The organism is Stenotrophomonas sp. AN71 (assembly GCF_050435725.1).
Classification (GTDB): domain Bacteria; phylum Pseudomonadota; class Gammaproteobacteria; order Xanthomonadales; family Xanthomonadaceae; genus Stenotrophomonas.
Genome location: NZ_JBNDKU010000019.1, coordinates 1 through 18017, shown reverse-complemented (window position 1 = coordinate 18017; position 18017 = coordinate 1). Strand labels below are relative to the sequence as shown.

Sequence of the window (18017 nt, the reverse complement as noted above, 5' to 3'; positions counted from 1 at the left end):
CCTACCTGACGCTGCCGGCTGTCAGTACCCGTGCGGTTCCGGCTTCGGCCGGGCATGGATGACGGCGTCGATTGTCCACACGGCCATGGCCAGGACCGCAGCGACTTCACCGATCATCAGGGCCAGGGCCCCGATCTTCACCATGGGGATGGCGAGCAAGGCCATCCATGGTCGAAGCTCGAACTCGATGCTGCTGCGTGCCCACAGACGTATCGCAGCCAGCAGCAACGTCGCCCAGGCCAGGATGCCACCGACCAGACGTGCGTCGGCCACCTGCATCAGCAGCAGTGCCCCGATCGCCAACAGTGGGACCAGCAGCAGCCTAGGCAGCCATCTGTGCTGGCGTGGATGCTCAGGCGCGCATTGCCACTGCATCAGCCCGCCCAGGGGCAGCAGCAGGGAGCCTCCGATGAGCACGGCAAGTCCACCGTACAGGGCGACCTGGCCGATGCTGGCCATGCCGTGGTTGCGCGGTCGCGACGGGTCGTCCGCCAGGGCCAGCGCCCCCAGGACCAGCAGCAGTATCAGGGCGCACAGGATGCTGCGCATCACACCAAGCTGCATCTTCAGCGGCGTGACCTTCCTGGGCTGCGACAGGATCTGCCAGAACGCTACCTGGTCTGGATTCAACGGTGGCAACACATCTTGGGCGTAGTGCACGCCCAGCAGTTCCAGAGTACGCCGCATGGTTTCCACACGACCGGGCATGCAGGCGGTCCATAGGGCCTCCAGTCGGTGCCAGGGTCGGGTGAGTCGCTCCATGCGGACGCGGGCTTCCTGCGCAGACACAGGGGCTTCCGGGCGATCCAGGCAGGCGACCAGCGCGGCATGATTGTGCGGCTGCAGCCGCCAGTAGTGGTGCAGCTGTTCGCGCCGCAGATGGATCTCGAAGGGATCGATGTCACTGCCGATTTCATTCCAGCAGAAGCACAGGTCCAGCAGATCGAAGTTCTCCGCACACACTGGTGCTCCCTGACGCAGCAGGATCTGCAGCACGGTGTCGCCGATCCGCTGCTTGTCGGTCAGTGACCACAGCTCCTGCCGCGTTGCCAACCAGCGTTCGAAGCTGTCGGGGTCGCTGTCAGCCGCGGTGTCCACTACCAGACGTGCGAAACGATGCAGGTCCAGTGCGGGCTCCACCGTGTCGTCCGGCGTGGCCTCCACCGGCATCGGGGCACTGGTGTGCGCTGGCCCGTGGCTGGGAGCGGGTCGGCCTTCGAACGGCAGCAGCGCGTCGAGCCTGGCCGTATCCATGTCCGGCGATTCTGGCGATGGATGCGGGAAGTGGGCCTGCAGGAGCGGAGCCGCCTGGGCGGAGCCGTCCACCGCAATGACGTCGTCCAGGCCGCCCAGCGCGTCGTCATCCCAATGTGCACGCCCACGCGCCCATTGCAAAGCGGCCTGGTAGGCCTCGTGCAGTTGCTGGAAGGCCTCCGGATCTCCGTCGGGCCGGGTCACCCGCAGGCGCTTCGCATAGGCGCGCTTGATCGCGCGCTCGTCGGCCGATGCGTCCAGTTCCAGGACCTGCAGCGCCCAACTCACGCGTCACGCTCCAGTGCGTCGAGGGCCTCTGTCAGTTCACGACGATATCGCTCGACGGTGACCGTATCCTGGCCGTCCAGTACATGACGGAAGTGGCTGAGCCACGATTGCAGCTGTTCGCGATGGTGGATGAGTTCCTCATACAATCGCTCGGCACGGGCAACAACTGCCAGGTTCGGTTGCGCGTCGCGCGGATGGACCTTCAGGTTCTGCAGGGCATGCAGCCGCTGTTCGATCTCGGTCGGCGACAATACGCCGGGATTCTGTTCCAGGATGAGCTCGTGGCGCTTGCCGGTAGCGTCCTCGGTGACCTCGACCTGCAGCAACCCATTCACGTCGTAGGTGAATCGGGCAGTGACGCTGCGTTCGTGCAGTGGGCCGCGGTGCGTGAGTGGCAGGGTCAGCTCGCCCAGCTTGATGTTGCGATCGACCATCGGGCTCTCGCCCTGGTAGACATCGATCACGACCGCGCGCTGCCGCTCGTGCAGCGGGAAGAAGCGGTCCTCGCGGCTGACCGGCACCACGCTGTTGCGCTGGATGATCGGGTGGAAATAGCCGCTGCGCTCGCCACCGGAAGCATCCTGGCGGGACACCTGCGTGCCCAGCGTGTAGGGGCAGACATCGGTCAGTACGATCTCGCGCAGCGATTCGTCGCGCGCCTTCAGTCCGGCAGCAACGGCGGCACCCAATGCAATCGCCTGGTCCGGATGGACGTGGCGCAGCGGCAGCCGGCCGAACATGCGGGTCGCCAGCTTGCTGACCATCGGCATGCGTACCGCCCCGCCGACCAGGATGATGTCGTCCAGCGCCTCCGGCTTGAGCCGGGCGTCGCGGATCGCGCGCTCGATGGGTGTGCGCATGCGCAGCAGCAGTGGCTCACAGAGCTGGTTGTAGCGTGCTTCATCCAGCTGCCACTGGCGTTCACTGCCGGCCAGGGGCAACTGCAGGCTGGCAGTGCCGCTCTGGCTGAGTTCGCGCTTGAACAGTTCCAGCCGACGCAGCAGCTGCGCCTGCTCGGCAGGGGACAGGTCGCTGGCGGACGTGCCCTGGTCGGCATGGAAGGCCTGCACAAGCACCTGCAGGAAGTCCTCGCCGCCCAGGAAATTGTCGCCGGCGCTTGCATGGACTTCGATCACGCCGTCGAACAGTTCCAGGATGGAGACGTCGAAGGTGCCACCGCCCAGGTCCAGCACCAGCACGCGGCCTTCGCCGTCACGCTCCTGCAGTCCATAGGCCAGCGCGGCGGCCGTAGGCTCATTGATCAGGCGCTCGACACGGATGCCGGCCAGCTCGCCGGCGGCGCGGGTGGCCTTGCGCTGGGCGTCGGAGAAGTAGGCCGGTACGCTGATCACCGCCTCCTCGACCTTGCAGCCCAGGGCCGCTTCGGCGTCGGCCAGCAGCGAGCGCAGCACCATCGCCGACAGCTCCTCGGCGCGGAACGTGCGCTCACCCAGCCGGGTCTCACGGTCGCTGCCCATCCAGCGCTTGAAATGGGCTACGGTCTGCTGCGGATGGCTGACCAGGCGGTCACGGGCCGGCTGGCCGACCAGTACGGCACCATCGACGAGGCTGACCACCGAAGGGGTCAACAGCTCGCCATGGGCATTGGGGAACAGCTGCGGCCCCGCTGCCGTGTGCATGCCGATGAGGGAATGGGTGGTGCCAAGATCGATGCCGACGATCATCTGCGAACGTCCGATGTGCAGAAAACGGCAATTCTAGGAGCGCGGCGCAGGCCTGACTATCGGGCGTTGCCCGACAGCGCCCCAGCGGCTATGGTCCCGGGCTGTTCTGTCGTACCGGATTGCCTCATGTCGCCACGCAAAGCCCTTCCCACCGCCCTGGCCCTGGGCCTGACCCTCGCCGCCGGTGCCCATGCCGATGAAGGCATGTGGATGCCGACGCAGTTGCCGGAGCTGGCCAAGCCGCTGCAGGCGGCCGGTTTCAAGGGCAATCCGGGCGACCTGGCCAACGTCACCGCGCCGCCGCTGAGCGCGGTGGTGCGTGCCGGTGGTGGCACCGGCTCGTTCGTATCCGCTGACGGCCTGCTGCTGACCAACCACCACGTGGCGATGGGCGTGATCCAGTACAACAGCTCGCCCGAGCACAACCTGATCGACAACGGCTTCATCGCCAACGGCCGCGCCGACGAGCGCCCGGCCAACCCGGACTTCCGCGTACTGGTCACCGTCGGCTTCGACAAGGTGACCGACCAGGTGCTGGCGCAGGCCCGTGGCAAGACCGGCCGTGCCTACTTCGATGCCGTGGATGCGGCCAGCAAGCAGATCGTGGCCGAGTGCGAGAAGGACGGCAGCGTGCGCTGCTCGGTGGCCAACATGTACTACGGCACCGACTTCTACCGCATCGCCCAGCTGGAGCTGAGCGACGTGCGCCTGGTGTACGCGCCGCCGCGTGCGATCGGCAATTACGGTGATGAGATCGACAACTTCATGTGGCCGCGCCACACCGGCGACTTCACCCTGCTGCGCGCCTATGTTGGCAAGGACGGCAGGCCGGCCGCCTACAGCAAGGACAACGTGCCCTACCAGGCACCGGCGCACCTGCAGATGTCGGTGGAAGGCCCGAAGGAGGGCGACTACGCGATGCTGGCCGGTTACCCGGGCATCACCTACCGCCACCGCACCGCCGCCGAATTCGCCGGCCAGATCGACACCGTGCTGCCGCGCCGCGTGTCGGTGTTCCAGCAGATGATCGACACCATCGAGGCTGCCAGTGCCAAGGATGCGCAGGCGCGCACCCGTTATGCCTCGCAGCTGCAGTCGCTGAAGAACAACCGCAAGCGCGCTGCTGGTGAGCTGGAAGGCCTGCTGCGCAGCGACGCCAAGGCCCAGCGTGCCGCCGACGAGACGGCCATGCTGGCCGCCACCGACCGCAAGTACCAGGGCGACATCAAGGCACTGCTGGCCAACCTGTCGCAGGGTGCGGCGGTGGGCGAGCGTGACCTGCTGCTGGAGCAGATGGCCGCGCAGAGCCAGCTGCTGCGCTCGGCGCTGCTGCTGGAACGCCTGCGCATCGAGTCGGCCAAGCCGGACGCGCAGCGCGAGAGTGGTTACCAGCAGCGCGACCAGGCGATGATCGAAGGCGTGCTCAAGCAGGTCCAGCGCCGCTACGCACCAGAGGTCGAGAAGGCCCTGCTGACCACCCTGCTGACGCGCTACCAGCAGCTGCCGGACGCGCAGCGCGTGGCCGAGTTCGATACGGCCTTCGGCCGTACCCCGGAACACCTGGCCAAGGCACTCGATGCCCTGTACACCGGCACCCAGCTGGGTGACGAGGCACAGCGCCTGTCCCGTTTCACCGCGGCCCGCGAAGGCAAGGCACTGGCCGCCGATCCGCTGATCGCCGTGGCCGGCCCGCTGGTGGCCGCGCAGCTGCGCATCGAGAACGAGAGCAAGACCCGCGAGGGCGAGCAGCTGCGCCTGCGCCCGGCCTACATGCAGGCGTTGTTTGCCTGGCGCGCCAAGCAGGGCCGCGCGGTGTACCCGGATGCCAACCGTACCCTGCGCATCAGCTACGGCAAGGTGGAAGCACTGCATCCGCGCGACGGCGTGACCTACTCGCCGGTGACCACGGTGGCCGGCATTGTCGAGAAGAACACCAACGCCTATCCGTTCGACGCACCCAAGCCGCTGCTGGCGGCCATCGCCAAGGGTGACTTCGGCAGCACCGCCGATCCGGCGCTGAAGACCCAGACGGTCAACTTCCTGACCAACCTGGACACCACCGGCGGCAACTCCGGCTCGCCGGTGCTCAACGCCAAGGGTGAACTGATCGGCCTGAACTTCGACAGCAACTGGGAATCGGTCAGCGCCAGCTGGTGGTTCGACCCGCGCTACAAGCGTGCGGTGCATGTGGACATGCGCTACCTGCGCTGGCTGCTGGCCAAGGTCTACCCGGCACCGGAACTGCTGAAGGAAATGGGCGTCCCGGCCCAGTAAGAAGCCGGCCACGACCAACGGTCGTGGCCCGCACCGCGTAGGCCCCCACCTTGGTGGGGGTGGTTGCCCCCAACGTGGGTGCCCACCGTTGGTGGGCACGGAGGCTTCCGTCACGACCAACGGTCGTGACCCACCGTCGTGACCCACCTTCGCGACAAACGGTCGTGACCTACCATCACCACCAACGGTCGTGATCTACTGGCCCCTGCTCTGACGGAAGCGCACGCGTGGTCTCCAGCTGGATCCTGCTGCTGGTCTCGGTTGCCTATGCCGCGCTGCTGTTCGGCGTGGCGTGGTGGGGTGACCGCCGGCCGATGTACCCCGATCGGCCGTGGCTGCGGCCGGTGGTGTACAGCCTGGCGTTGGCCGTGTACTGCTCCTCGTGGACCTTCTACGGTGCGGTGGGCACCGCCGTGCGCAATGGCGTCGGCTACCTGCCGATCTACATCGGTCCACTGCTGCTGCTGTTGTTCGGCTGGCGCATCATCGAGCGCCTGGCGCTGATCGCGCGCAGCCAGAACGTGGTCTCCATCGCCGATTTCATCTCCTCGCGCTTCGGCCGCTCGCGGCGGCTGGCGGCGCTGGTGGCGATCATCGCGCTGATCGGCATCATTCCGTACCTGGCGTTGCAGTACAAAGCCGTGGCGATGAGCCTGCAGGTGCTGACCGGCAATACCGGGCCGACCGGCTTCTTCAGCGATCCGGCGCTGTACGTGGCGCTTCTGATGGCATTGTTCGCCACCCTGTTCGGCACCCGTCAGGTGGATGCCACCGAACACCACCACGGCATGATGCTGGCGATCGCGCTGGAGTCGGTGATCAAGCTGGTGGCGATGGTGGCAGTGGGCGTGTTCGCCTATGTCTGGCTCAGTGATCGCAATGAAGCCGTGGTGGAGTCGGTGCATACGCTGTTCACCGGCCTGCCGCCGGTGGGCTTCATCTCGCAGACCCTGCTCAGCTTCCTGGCCATCGTCTGCCTGCCACGCCAGTTCCATGTGGCCGTGGTCGAGTGTGGCGATGTACGCGACGTGCGCCGTGCGCGCTGGATGTTCGGCGGGTACCTGGTGCTGATCTCGGCCATGGTGCTGCCGATCGCCACCGCCGGTGTCAGCCTGTTCGGCACCGGTGGCAGCGTGGCCGATGATTCGATGGTGCTGGCGCTGCCGCTGGCCGAAGGGCGCAACGCACTGGCGTTGATCGCCTATGTGGGCGGCTTCTCGGCGGCCACCGGCATGGTCATCGTGTCGTCGATCGCGCTGGCAACGATGGTCAGCAACGACCTGGTGATGCCGGTGCTGCTGCGTCGCAGTGGCGATCACCAGGAGGCGGCCGACGTCGCGTCGCGCGTGCTGTGGATCCGCCGCCTGGCGATCCTGCTGCTGGCGCTGATGGCCTACAGCTACTACCGCAGCAGCAGCAACGACAGCACGCTGGCGTCCTATGGCCTGATGGCGTTCGCGGCCGTGGCGCAGTTCGCGCCCGGCTTGATCGGTGGCCTGTACTGGCGGGGCGCCAGCCGCCGTGGCGTCGAGGCCGGCATGCTGCTCGGCTTCGCCACCTGGCTGTACACCCTGCTGCTGCCGGCGATGACCATGGCAGGCTGGATGGACGAGGGCTGGGTGCAGAACGGCCCGTTCGGCATCACCTGGCTGCGTCCGCAGCAGTTGTTCGGCATGACCGGCTGGGACCCGCTGACCCACGGCACATTCTGGTCGCTGCTGGTCAATGCGGCGACCATGATGCTGGTGTCCGCGCGCTGGCGCCCGGGCGTGGACGAGCGTCTGCGCGCCGCGCCGTTCCTTGACCCCTATGCCGAACGCCCTTCGGTGGCCGGTGGCTGGCCAGGCCACGTGCATGTGGGTGATCTGCTGGCGCTGGCTTCGCGCGTGGTGGGTGAACGCCATGCCCGGCGCTCGTTCTTCGAACAGGCGCAGTCGCTGGGACGCGAGCTGCAGTCGTCGGCACCAGCTGACCGGCCCTGGGTGCAGTTCACCGAACGCCTGCTGGCCGCGTCGATTGGTGCGGCGTCGGCGCGCCTGCTGCTGACCAGCCTGCTGCGTGGCTCGGGCATGGACCTGGGCGAAGTGGTGGCGGTGCTGGACGAAGCCGGGCAGGAACTGCGTTTCAACCGCGAGATCCTGTCGACGACGCTGGAGAACATCAGCGCCGGGGTCAGCGTGGTCGATCCGGACATGCGCCTGACCGCATGGAACCGCCGTTACCAGGACATGTTCGGTTACCCCGACGGCATGCTCTACGTGGGCCGTCCAGTGGCCGACCTGATCCGCTACAACGCCGAGCGTGGTGAGCTGGGCGAGGGCGATATCGAAGTCCAGATCAACCGCCGCATCGGTTACATGCGCGCCGGTTCGCCGCACGTGTTCGAACGCACGCGCAGCGACGGCAAAGTGATCGAAATGCGCGGCCAGGCACTGCCCGGTGGCGGCTATGTGACCAGCTACAACGACATCACCGACTACAAGCACGCGGAAAAGGCGCTGCTGGAAGCCAACGAGACGCTGGAACAGCGCGTAGCCGAGCGCTCGCACGAGGCCGAGGTCGCGCAGCAGTCGAAGACCCGTTTCCTGGCCGCGATCAGCCATGACGTGCTGCAGCCGTTGAACGCGGCGCGGCTGTTCGCCTCGGCATTGCGCGACAGCGACCATGTGAGTGACGAGCAGAAGCACCTGGCCGAACGCGTGGATGCATCGCTGCGCGCGGCCGAAGAGCTGCTCGATGGCCTGCTGGATGTGTCGCGGCTGGATGCCGGTGGCCTGCACCCGGTGATCGGCGAGTTCGACGTCAGTGCACTGATGCGCGAACTGGCCGCGCAGTACACGCCGGTCGCAGCGGGTCGTGGCCTGCGCCTGGACCTGTTCGCGCGGCCCGCCTGGGTGCGTAGCGATCGCCGGCTGCTGCGCCGTGTGCTGCAGAACTTCATGGCCAATGCGCTGCGCTACACCCGCCAGGGTCGCATCGTGCTGGCGGTGCGTCATCGCGGAGATGAAGTGGAGCTGCAGGTATGGGATACCGGCCCCGGCATTCCCGAGCACCACATGCGGCAGATCTTCGACGAGTTCCATCGCTACCAGCAGCCGTTCGACTGGGGCGAACAGGGATTGGGCCTGGGCCTGTCGATCTGCCAGCGCATCTCGCGCCTGCTCGACCATCGCCTCAACGCGCGCAGCCGGGTTGGCAGCGGGTCGATGTTCTCGATCATCCTGCCACGAGTGGCGCCCTTGCCCGGTTACACCGAACCGACCCTGCCGGTGCCGGCCGCGGCCGCATCGGTGCGCAGCGATGCGCTGGCCGGCCTGCGCGTGCTGTGCGTGGACAACGACGAAGAGATCCTCGACGGCATGCGCGCGCTGCTCGGCCGTTGGCAGGTGCAGGTGATCACCGCCGCCACGGTCGACCAGGCGCTGGAGAAGATCTCCGAGCGCCCGCAGGTGATGCTGGTGGACTATCACCTGCATGACCGCATGGATGGCCTGGACGCGCTGGTGGCATTGCGCGAGGCCGCCGGCTATCCGTTGCACGGCGCGTTGCTGACCGCCGATGGCCGAGACGAGCTGAAGCGGATGGCACGCGAGCGCGGTTACCGTGTACTGACCAAGCCGATCAAGCCGGCCTCGCTGCGCGCCTTCCTGGGCGCGCTGCGCGACGCCGGCAACGGCGATGCCTGACTGGCAACTGTAGAGCCGAGCCTACGCTTGGCGCCCGCGCAGCGCGGCACTGATATAGCCATCGCTATACAAACCAGCCATGCCTGCGCGTTTGCCTGGAAATGCGCCACGCGCAGATCGCGGTGCTAAGCTGCGCGTCCCCTTGGGGAGTAGCCGGATTCCTTCGCAGGAATCGTCCACGTCAACATACTCGGCCAGTGCGCCGTGGCGTGGACAACCATGATGGTTGGCGAGACCAGCGGCCCGCGCGCGCAACGTCAGGTTGGGCGCGAGCGCGAGCCGTGCGTCCGTCCTTGCCCGACCTTCAGCAGCCGCCAATGTCCCCCATTTCGATCCTCCTGATCGGCTTTGCCATGTCCACCGATGCCTTCGCCGCGGCGATCGGCAAGGGTGCCGCCATGCGCAAGCCGGTGTTCCGCGATGCGCTGCGCGCCGGCATCATCTTCGGCGTCATCGAGGCGATCACGCCGATCATCGGCTGGTTGCTCGGCCGTGCCGCCCTGCAGTACGTCGAAGCCTTCGACCACTGGATTGCCTTCGGCCTGCTCGGCGCACTGGGCATCCACATGATCTACAACGGTCTGCGCCCGGACAACGCCGAGGAAGAAGAAGATCCCTCGCAGCACCACGGCTTCTGGAAGCTGGCGTTGACTGGCTTCGCCACCAGCATCGATGCGATGGCGGTGGGTATCGGCCTGGCTTTCATGGACGTGCATATCGGCGTGATGGCGGCGGTCATCGGCCTGTGCACGCTGACCATGGTCACCGTCGGCATCATGCTCGGGCGCGTGCTGGGCAGCATGGTCGGCAAGCGCGCCGAGATCATCGGTGGCGTGATCCTGGTGATCATCGGTGCGACGATCCTGTACGAGCACCTGCACGGTGTGGGGTAACGCCCACCCCTGTAGAGCCGAGCCCATGCTCGGCTCCGTAGTCCATCAGGATCAGTCTTCTTCCGGCGGCAGCACGATGGCGTCGTCGTCGATGGCCAGTTTGCCGGCCATCAGCACCGCCTGGGTGCGGTTGGTCACGCCCAGTTTGCGCAGGATGGCGGTGACGTGCGCCTTGATCGTCGCTTCGGAGACGTTGAGGTCATAGGCGATCTGCTTGTTCAAGCGGCCGGCGCCCAGCATCTGCAGCACGCGGAACTGCTGCGGCGTCAGTTCGCGCAGGCGCTGGCCAACCTGGCGCTCTTCGTTGCCGGTCGGTGGAACGTTGTGCGCTTCCGGCGGCGCCCAGGTTTCGCCATCGAGGATGGTGCCCAGCGCATGGCCGATGGTGTCCGAGTCGGCCGACTTCGGAATGAAGCCCAGCGCGCCGTGGTCGAGCGCGCGGCGCATCACCGTGGCTTCTTCGCGCGCGGATACCACCACCACCGGCAGGTGCGGGTGCAGCGAGCGCATGTGCACCAGTGCGTTGAAACCCTGCGCACCAGGCATGTTGAGGTCCATCAGGACCAGGTCGGCGTCGTTGTGCTGGTCGGCCAGCGCATACAGCGCTTCCACGCTGTCGGCCTCGAACAGCTGCACGCCGGGGATGACCCGCTGGACTGCCCCACGCAGGGCTTCGCGGAACAGCGGGTGGTCATCGGCAATCAGGAGGGTGGTCATGGTCGGGGGGAACCGTGGGGAAACTGTTCGGGGGCCAAGCCCTTGGGGTCAGAGCCCTTTCCTTGCGGAAAGGGATCCGACCCCGGGTTCTGCATCAGCGTACCTTGCGCTCGTCCACCAGCGAGGCCACCACCGACGGATCGGCCAGGGTCGAGGTGTCGCCAAGCTGGTCCGGCGCGTTCTCGGCGATCTTGCGCAGGATGCGGCGCATGATCTTGCCCGAGCGGGTCTTCGGCAGGCCCGGCGCCCACTGCAGGTGGTCGGGTGTGGCGATCGGGCCGATCTCCTTGCGCACCCAGGCGACCAGTTCCTTCTGCAGTTCGTCGCTCGGGGCCTCTTCGGCCACCAGGGTCACGTAGGCGTAGATGCCCTGGCCCTTCACGTCATGCGGGAAACCGACCACGGCGGCCTCGGCCACCTTCGGGTGCGAGACCAGCGCGCTTTCCACTTCGGCGGTGCCGATGCGGTGACCGGACACGTTGATCACGTCGTCGACGCGGCCGGTGATCCAGTAGTAGCCGTCCTCGTCGCGGCGGCAACCGTCGCCGGTGAAATAGCTGCCCGGGTAGGTGCGGAAGTAGGTATCGATGAAACGCTGATGGTCGCCGTACACGGTGCGCATCTGGCCCGGCCAGGAATCGCGGATGATCAGGTTGCCTTCGGTCGGACCGTCCTTGATCTCGCCATCGGCATTGACCAGCGCCGGCTGCACGCCGAAGAAGGGCAGGGTGGCCGAACCCGGCTTCAGATCCATTGCGCCGGCCAGCGGCGAGATCAGGATGCCGCCGGTTTCGGTCTGCCACCAGGTATCGACGATCGGGCAGCGGCTGTCGCCAACCACGTCGTAGTACCAGCGCCAGGCTTCCGGGTTGATCGGCTCACCGACGCTGCCGAGCAGGCGCAGCGACGCACGCGAGGTCTTCTTCACCGGCTCCTCGCCCTCGCGCATCAGGGCGCGGATGGCGGTCGGGGCGGTGTAGAAAATGGTCACCTTGTGCTTGTCGATGACATTCCAGAAGCGCGAGGTATCGGGGTAGTTCGGCACGCCTTCGAACATCAGCGAGGTCGCGCCGTTGGCCAGCGGCCCGTACACGATGTAGCTGTGGCCGGTGACCCAGCCGACGTCGGCGGTGCACCAGTAGATGTCGTCCTCGCGCAGATCGAACACCGCTTCATGGGTGTAGGCCGCGTACAGCAGGTAACCGCCGGTGGTGTGCAGCACGCCCTTCGGCTTGCCGGTGGAGCCGGAGGTGTAGAGGATGAACAGCGGATCTTCCGCGTTCATGCGTTCCGGTTCGCAGGTGGCCGGCTGGCTGTCCACCACATCGTGGAACCAGCGGTCACGCGGTGCCTGCATGTCCACCGCGCCGCCGGTGTGACGCACCACCAGCACGGTTTCCACGGTATTGGTGCCGGGCAGCTTCAGCGCCGCATCGACGTTGGCCTTCAGCGGAATCCGGCGGCCACCGCGCAGGCCCTCGTCGGCGGTGATGATCAGCTTGCTCTGGCAGTCGCTGACGCGGTCGGCGATCGAGTTCGGCGCGAAGCCACCGAACACCACCGAGTGGATCGCACCGATGCGTGCGCAGGCCAGCATGGCCACCGCGGCGTCGACGATCATCGGCAGGTAGATGGTGACCCGGTCGCCCTTCTTGACGCCGAGATTGCGCAGCGCGTTGCTGAGGCGGCAGGTGCGCTCGTACAGCTCGCGATAGGTCACGTGCTGGGCCGGTGCGTCCGGGCCGTCCGGCTCGAACAGCAGGGCGGTCTTGTCGCCGCGCTTCTCCAGCTGGCGATCCAGGCAGTTCACGCTGGCGTTGAGTTCGCCGTCCTCGAACCACTTGATGTGGAAATCAGACAGGTCGTAGCTGACGTTCTTGATCTTCGTCGGCTTGCGCATCCAGTCCAGGCGCTCGGCGGCCTTGCCCCAGAAACGATCCGGGTCGGTCACTGAAGCCTGGTATTGCTGTTCGTAGGACGTCTTGTCGATGCGTGCCTTGGCGGCGAACTGCGGATCGACGGGGTAGATATCAGCCATGGCACCCTCACTTGCACGTTGACTTTGTGTGTGCGGTCGCAGCATTGCGGCGACCGATGCCCCTCAGTTTGCCCCATCCACCCCCGGCCGCGTCACCACCTTGGTTAGACCATGGTCGAAAGTGAGCGCCCAACAGGGGCGGCTTCGACCAATGGCGAATAGCCGCTATACATAAACGCCCCGCAGTCTCGGCTCGACCGTGCCCCACGCGCGGCATCACCTTGCCACTTGGGAGAGAGGGCAACATGAGCCACCGTACGTTGAAAACCGTGCGCACACCTTTGGCGGCCTGCCTGTTGGTCGCCCTGGTCGCACCGGGCATGGCGTTCGCAGAGACCGCCAAAGGGAGCACCTCGCGAGAGCGGGCACTGGAAACGCGCGTCGCCGAACTGGAGCGCCAGGTCCAGCTGCTGCTGTCTTCACAGCAACAACAGCAGACCCAGATCAGCCAGACCCAGCAGGCGGTGACCGAGGTGCGCACCGTGCAGGCCGAGCAGAAGCCGGTTGCTTCGGTGCCGGCCGGCAAGCAGCCGATCCAGGTCACCACCATCACCCCGGGCGCGGCGCCGGGCACTACGGTCAAGATCGGCGGCTTCATCAAGGCCGACTTCCTGGCCACCCAGACCAGCGACGGCCAGCTGGCCGACGACGCCACCGGCCGTTCGCTGTACCTGCCGGGCCAGACCCCGGTGGAAGGCGCCGGCGGCACCGGCAAGCGCTCGGGCACCGACTTCAATGCCCACGCCAAGTTCTCGCGCTTCAACCTGGGCATCGACAACGTGAGCGAATCGGGCAACAAGGCCGGTGCGTTCTTCGAGATGGACTTCTTCGGCAACTCGCTGGGCAACCAGACCGCCACCAACACCTATGGCGTGACCCTGCGCCATGCCTACATGTACTGGAACAACTGGATGGCGGGCCAGACCTGGTCCAACTTCATGGACGCGGCGTCGCTGCCGGAAGCGGTCGACTTCGTCGGCCCCACCGACGGCGTGATCTTCGTGCGCCAGGCCCAGGTGCGCTACACCCAGGGCGGCTTCAGCGTCGCGCTGGAAAACCCGGAAACCACCACCCTCACCGGTACCCGCAACCTGGTCACCGGCGCCTGGACCAACGCGAGCGCCAACTCCGACCGCGGCAGCCTGCCCGACCTGACGATGCGTTACGGCTGGAAGGGCGCCTGGGGCACCTTCGGTGTCGGCGGCATCGTGCGCCAGCTGAAGGTCGACAACCAGGCCACCGGCGCCAAGGCCGACAAGGTGGCCGGCGGCCTCACCCTGGGCGGCAAGTGGGTGATGGGTGACAGCGATTCGCTGCACTACCAGCTGACCGGCGGCGAAGGCATCGCGCGCTATATCGGTCTGGGCATCACTGCCGACAGCGCCTATGACGTGGCCCGCGACGAGCTCAACCCGACCGGCGTGATCGCTGGCTACGTGGGCTGGCGGCACGCGTTCTCGCCGAAACTGCGCACCAACCTGATCTACGCACGCAGCGACTACGACAACGACAGTGTGCTCGGTCCGCTGGTGACCAAGAGCGTGCAGAGCATCCGCGGCAACATCTTCTATTCGCCGCTGCCAAAGGTCGATATCGGCGCCGAGCTGATGTACGGCCGTCGCGAGATCGAGAACGGCAACAAGGGTGACATCACCCGATTGCAGTTCACCACCAAGTACAGCTTCTAAGAGAGTGCCGGCCAACGGCCGGTACCTACCGAGATTGAGTGCCGACCAACGGTCGGCACCCACCGACCCAGGTCGGCATCCACAGAGGGAAAGCGTCCCATGTCCAGCACACCCAGCGCCGCACACAAAGCGGGCACCCTGACCCAGGGCCACAAGAAGGTCATCTTCGCATCGAGCCTCGGCACGGTGTTCGAGTGGTACGACTTCTTCCTGTACGGCTCGCTCGCCGCCATCATCGCCAAGCAGTTCTTCAGTGGCGTCAATGAAACCACGGGCATGATCTTCGCCTTGCTGGCGTTCGCCGCCGGCTTCTTCGTGCGTCCGTTCGGCGCGGCCTTCTTCGGCAGCCTTGGCGACCGCATCGGCCGCAAGTACACCTTCCTGGTCACCATCCTGATCATGGGCATCTCGACCTTCCTGGTCGGCGTGCTGCCCAACTACGCCACGATTGGCTTTGCCGCGCCGGTGATCCTGATCGTGCTGCGGCTGGCCCAGGGCCTGGCGATGGGCGGCGAGTACGGTGGTGCTGCCACCTACGTGGCCGAGCACGCGCCGGATGACAAGCGTGGCCTGTACACCAGCTTCATCCAGTGCACCGCCACGCTCGGCCTGTTCATGTCGCTGCTGATCATCCTGGCCTGCCGCTACTTCCTGGGCAATGAAGCCTTCGAAGCCTGGGGTTGGCGCATTCCGTTCCTGGTCTCGATCCTGCTGCTGGGCATCTCGGTGTGGATCCGCCTGCAGTTGAGCGAGTCGCCGTTGTTCCAGCAGATGAAATCGGAAGGCAAGGGCTCCAAGACCCCGTTCCGGGACAGCCTGAAGGGCGGCAACCTGAAGCTGATGCTGCTGGTCCTGCTCGGCGCTGCGGCCGGCCAGGCCGTGGTCTGGTACGGCGGCCAGTTCTACGCGCTGTTCTTCCTGAGCAGCATGCTGAAGGTCGATGCCACCACCTCCTACCTGCTGATCGCCGCCGCGCTGGCGCTGGGCGTGCCGTTCTTCATCTTCTTCGGCTGGCTGTCCGACCGTATCGGCCGCAAGAAGATCATCCTGGCCGGCTGCCTGCTGGCCGCCATCACCTACATCCCGATCTTCAAGGGCCTGACCCACTTCGCCAACCCGGCCATCGAAGAGGCCCGCAGCAGCTCGCCGGCCCTGGTCGTGGCCGATCCGAACACCTGTTCGTTCCAGTTCGATCCGGTTGGCCTGCGCAAGTTCACCAGCTCCTGCGACGTGGCCACCGCCGCGCTGACCAAGGCCGGTGTGCCGTACGACGTGCAGCCCGCTGCCGCTGGTTCGCTGGCGATGGTCAATGTGGGCAGCGCCAGCGTCACCTCGTATGAGGCCGCCGGCCTGAGCAAGGAAGACGGCAAGGCCAAGGCCGATGCGTTCGGTGCGGAACTGAAGACCGCCCTGACCACCGCCGGCTATCCGGCCAAGGCCGATGGTTCGCGCATCAACATCGCCGGCACGATCTTCATGCTGTGGCTGCTGGTGCTGTACGTGACCATGGTGTACGGCCCGATCGCCGCCTACCTGGTCGAACTGTTCCCGACCCGCATCCGCTACACCTCGATGTCGCTGCCGTACCACATCGGCAACGGCTGGTTCGGTGGCTTCCTGCCGGCCATCTCGTTCGCGCTGGTGGCCGGCACCGGCAACCTGTACTACGGCCTGTGGTACCCGATCGCCATCGCATTGATGTCGGTGGTGGTGGGCGGCTTGTTCCTGCACGAGACGAAGAACGTGGATATCACCAAGTAGGAATGATGTTCATCGGATGAAGGAGAGGCCGTGGTGTAGACCACGGCCTTTTCGTTTCCCTTGTAGCGCCGAGCCATGCTCGGCGACCGCGCAAGGCGCGGCACAGAAGCCCGCAGACGAGCAGATGCGGATCGCAACGCCGTCATCGCGGTTGATAAGCATCCGAAGCCGCACCCCGTATAGTCGCCCCATGACCACCATTGACCCATCCGACCTCCCTGCCATCCTGCGTACCCTGCGCAATGCCTGGCAGGCGCAGCGCCCCACGCTCGACCAGCGCGAAGCCGACCTGCGCCGCCTGCGTGAGGCGCTGAAGGCGCGCATGGACGAAATGGTTGCGGCCATCGCCGAGGACTTCGGCCACCGCGCCCATGTCGAGTCGAAGCTGGCCGACGGCATGAGCGTGCTGTCGGCCATCGATCACCTGCGCCGGTACCTGCGGCGCTGGTCGAAGCCGCAGCGCGCGTCGGCCGGCTGGAAGCTGTGGCCGGCACGGGCCCAGCTGCGACCAACACCGCTGGGCGTGGTCGGGGTGATCTCACCGTGGAACTACCCGGTCACGCTGGCACTGGTGCCGCTGGCCACCGCGATTGCCGCCGGCAACCACGTGCTGTTGAAGCCTTCCGAACACACGCCACGCACCAGTGCGTTCCTGGCCGATCTGCTGGCCAGCGTGTTTCCGCCTGATCGCGTGGCGGTGGTGCAGGGTGGGGCGGATGTAGCCGCGGCAGTCTCCTCGCTGCCACTGGACCACCTGCTGTTCACCGGCTCCACGGCGGTTGGCCGCAAGGTGATGGCCGCCGCTGCCGAGCATCTGGTGCCGGTCACGCTGGAACTGGGCGGCAAGTCGCCGGCCATCGTCTGCCGTGATTTCCCGTTGGACAAGGCCGCCGCGCGGCTGGCCACCGGCAAGTGGTTCAATGCCGGCCAGACCTGCATCGCGCCGGATTACGTGCTGATCGATACCGCGCGCCAGCGCGAGTTCGTACAGGCGCTGCAGCAGCAGGTACGCGAGCGCTATGGCGACTTCAGCGATGCCGACGACTACACACGGATCATCAACGAAGGCCAGTACCGGCGCCTGCAGGGCTACCTGGCGCAGGCGCGCGAACGCGGCGTGCCGGTCATCCCGCTGGCACAGGTGGATGACGTGCGCGCCGACCGTGAGCGCCTGCTGGTACCGACCGTGGTGCTGGACCCGCCGGACGACCTTGACCTGATGCGTGATGAGATCTTCGGGCCGATCCTGCCGGTGCGCGCCTATCCCGATCTGGGGGCTGCGCTGGCCGACGTGCTGTCCCGCGACCGGCCGCTGGCGCTGTACCCCTTCACCCATGACCGCGCGACGGTGGAGCGCATCCTCGATCAGGTGGTGGCCGGTGGGGTGACCGTGAATGACACGCTGCTGCATTTCGCCGCCGATGGCCTGCCGTTCGGTGGCGTGGGCGCCAGTGGCATGGGTGCGTACCACGGCCGGGCGGGGTTCGATGCGATGAGCAAGCGGCTGCCGGTGCTGTGGCAGTCGCGCTGGGCAGCCAGCGACCGGCTGCGGCCGCCGTATTCGAAGATTGCGGGGTTGTTGCGATTCCTGTTGCGGTAGTGCCGGGGGCGGGGGGGCCCCCCCGGGGGGGGGGGGGGCCGCGGGGGGGGGGGGGGGGCGCGCCCCCCCCCCCCCCCCCCCCCCCCCCCCCCGCCACCCCCCCCCCCAGAAGGCCACCAGGGCAGGCCAAAAA

Annotated in this window: 10 protein-coding genes and 1 riboswitch; of the genes, 6 read left to right on the top strand and 4 right to left on the bottom strand. The window is 66.7% G+C overall.

Annotated elements, in window-relative coordinates; translation table 11 throughout:
- Nucleotides 1-21 precede the first annotated feature (21 nt).
- Both ABH900_RS19850 and ABH900_RS19845 read right to left on the bottom strand, forming a co-directional pair.
- On the bottom strand, nucleotides 22-1542 hold the full coding sequence (locus tag ABH900_RS19850; RefSeq protein ID WP_429624933.1) for a heat-shock protein: 1521 nt from the start codon (nucleotides 1540-1542) through the stop codon (nucleotides 22-24).
- Nucleotides 1539-3227: an Hsp70 family protein gene (locus ABH900_RS19845; protein ID WP_429624932.1), complete on the bottom strand. Its 1689-nt coding sequence runs from the start codon at nucleotides 3225-3227 to the stop codon at nucleotides 1539-1541. Before ABH900_RS19845 ends, ABH900_RS19850 begins: the two co-directional genes overlap by 4 nt.
- Nucleotides 3228-3353: 126 nt before the next feature.
- Between ABH900_RS19845 and ABH900_RS19840 the strand changes: the two genes are divergently transcribed.
- From ABH900_RS19840 to ABH900_RS19830, 3 genes are all read left to right on the top strand, one after another.
- Complete coding sequence (locus tag ABH900_RS19840; protein ID WP_429624931.1) at nucleotides 3354-5501, top strand: S46 family peptidase; 2148 nt, start codon at nucleotides 3354-3356, stop codon at nucleotides 5499-5501.
- 227 nt (nucleotides 5502-5728) lie between these two features.
- Entirely contained in the window at nucleotides 5729-9187 is a 3459-nt protein-coding gene (locus ABH900_RS19835) for a hybrid sensor histidine kinase/response regulator (protein WP_429624929.1), read from the top strand.
- A 138-nt stretch (nucleotides 9188-9325) separates the two neighbouring features.
- Nucleotides 9326-9415, top strand: a riboswitch (yybP-ykoY riboswitch).
- 89 nt (nucleotides 9416-9504) lie between these two features.
- The gene (locus ABH900_RS19830) at nucleotides 9505-10080 is read left to right on the top strand and encodes a manganese efflux pump MntP family protein (RefSeq protein WP_107232655.1); all 576 of its coding nucleotides are present in this window, start codon (nucleotides 9505-9507) and stop codon (nucleotides 10078-10080) included.
- Nucleotides 10081-10131: 51 nt separating this feature from the next.
- Here the strand turns inward: ABH900_RS19830 and ABH900_RS19825 are convergent, their stop codons facing one another.
- On the bottom strand, nucleotides 10132-10797 hold the full coding sequence (locus ABH900_RS19825; RefSeq protein WP_429624927.1) for a response regulator transcription factor: 666 nt from the start codon (nucleotides 10795-10797) through the stop codon (nucleotides 10132-10134).
- A 94-nt stretch (nucleotides 10798-10891) separates the two neighbouring features.
- Nucleotides 10892-12835: an acetate--CoA ligase gene (gene acs / locus ABH900_RS19820; RefSeq protein WP_429624925.1), complete on the bottom strand. Its 1944-nt coding sequence runs from the start codon at nucleotides 12833-12835 to the stop codon at nucleotides 10892-10894.
- 245 nt (nucleotides 12836-13080) lie between these two features.
- Here acs and ABH900_RS19815 point away from each other — a divergent pair, with 245 nt between their 5' ends.
- From ABH900_RS19815 to ABH900_RS19805, 3 genes are all read left to right on the top strand, one after another.
- A complete protein-coding gene (locus tag ABH900_RS19815; protein ID WP_429624923.1) occupies nucleotides 13081-14523 on the top strand; it encodes a DcaP family trimeric outer membrane transporter in 1443 nt (480 codons plus the stop codon).
- A gap of 99 nt (nucleotides 14524-14622) precedes the next feature.
- A complete protein-coding gene (locus ABH900_RS19810) occupies nucleotides 14623-16284 on the top strand; it encodes an MFS transporter (protein ID WP_429624922.1) in 1662 nt (553 codons plus the stop codon).
- A 190-nt stretch (nucleotides 16285-16474) separates the two neighbouring features.
- Nucleotides 16475-17884, top strand: a complete 1410-nt coding sequence (locus ABH900_RS19805; RefSeq protein WP_429624920.1) for a coniferyl aldehyde dehydrogenase — start codon at nucleotides 16475-16477, stop codon at nucleotides 17882-17884.
- Nucleotides 17885-18017: the final 133 nt, after the last annotated feature.

What these genes read in the sequence shown, in the direction of transcription:
- ABH900_RS19845 (WP_429624932.1), bottom strand. Translation starts at nt 3,227, where the DNA reads ATGATCGTCGGCATCGATCTTGGCACCACCCATTCCCTCATCGGCATG.
- ABH900_RS19840 (WP_429624931.1), top strand. Translation starts at nt 3,354, where the DNA reads ATGTCGCCACGCAAAGCCCTTCCCACCGCCCTGGCCCTGGGCCTGACC.
- ABH900_RS19830 (WP_107232655.1), top strand. Translation starts at nt 9,505, where the DNA reads ATGTCCCCCATTTCGATCCTCCTGATCGGCTTTGCCATGTCCACCGAT.
- ABH900_RS19825 (WP_429624927.1), bottom strand. Translation starts at nt 10,797, where the DNA reads ATGACCACCCTCCTGATTGCCGATGACCACCCGCTGTTCCGCGAAGCC.
- acs (WP_429624925.1), bottom strand. Translation starts at nt 12,835, where the DNA reads ATGGCTGATATCTACCCCGTCGATCCGCAGTTCGCCGCCAAGGCACGC.
- ABH900_RS19815 (WP_429624923.1), top strand. Translation starts at nt 13,081, where the DNA reads ATGAGCCACCGTACGTTGAAAACCGTGCGCACACCTTTGGCGGCCTGC.
- ABH900_RS19810 (WP_429624922.1), top strand. Translation starts at nt 14,623, where the DNA reads ATGTCCAGCACACCCAGCGCCGCACACAAAGCGGGCACCCTGACCCAG.
- ABH900_RS19805 (WP_429624920.1), top strand. Translation starts at nt 16,475, where the DNA reads ATGACCACCATTGACCCATCCGACCTCCCTGCCATCCTGCGTACCCTG.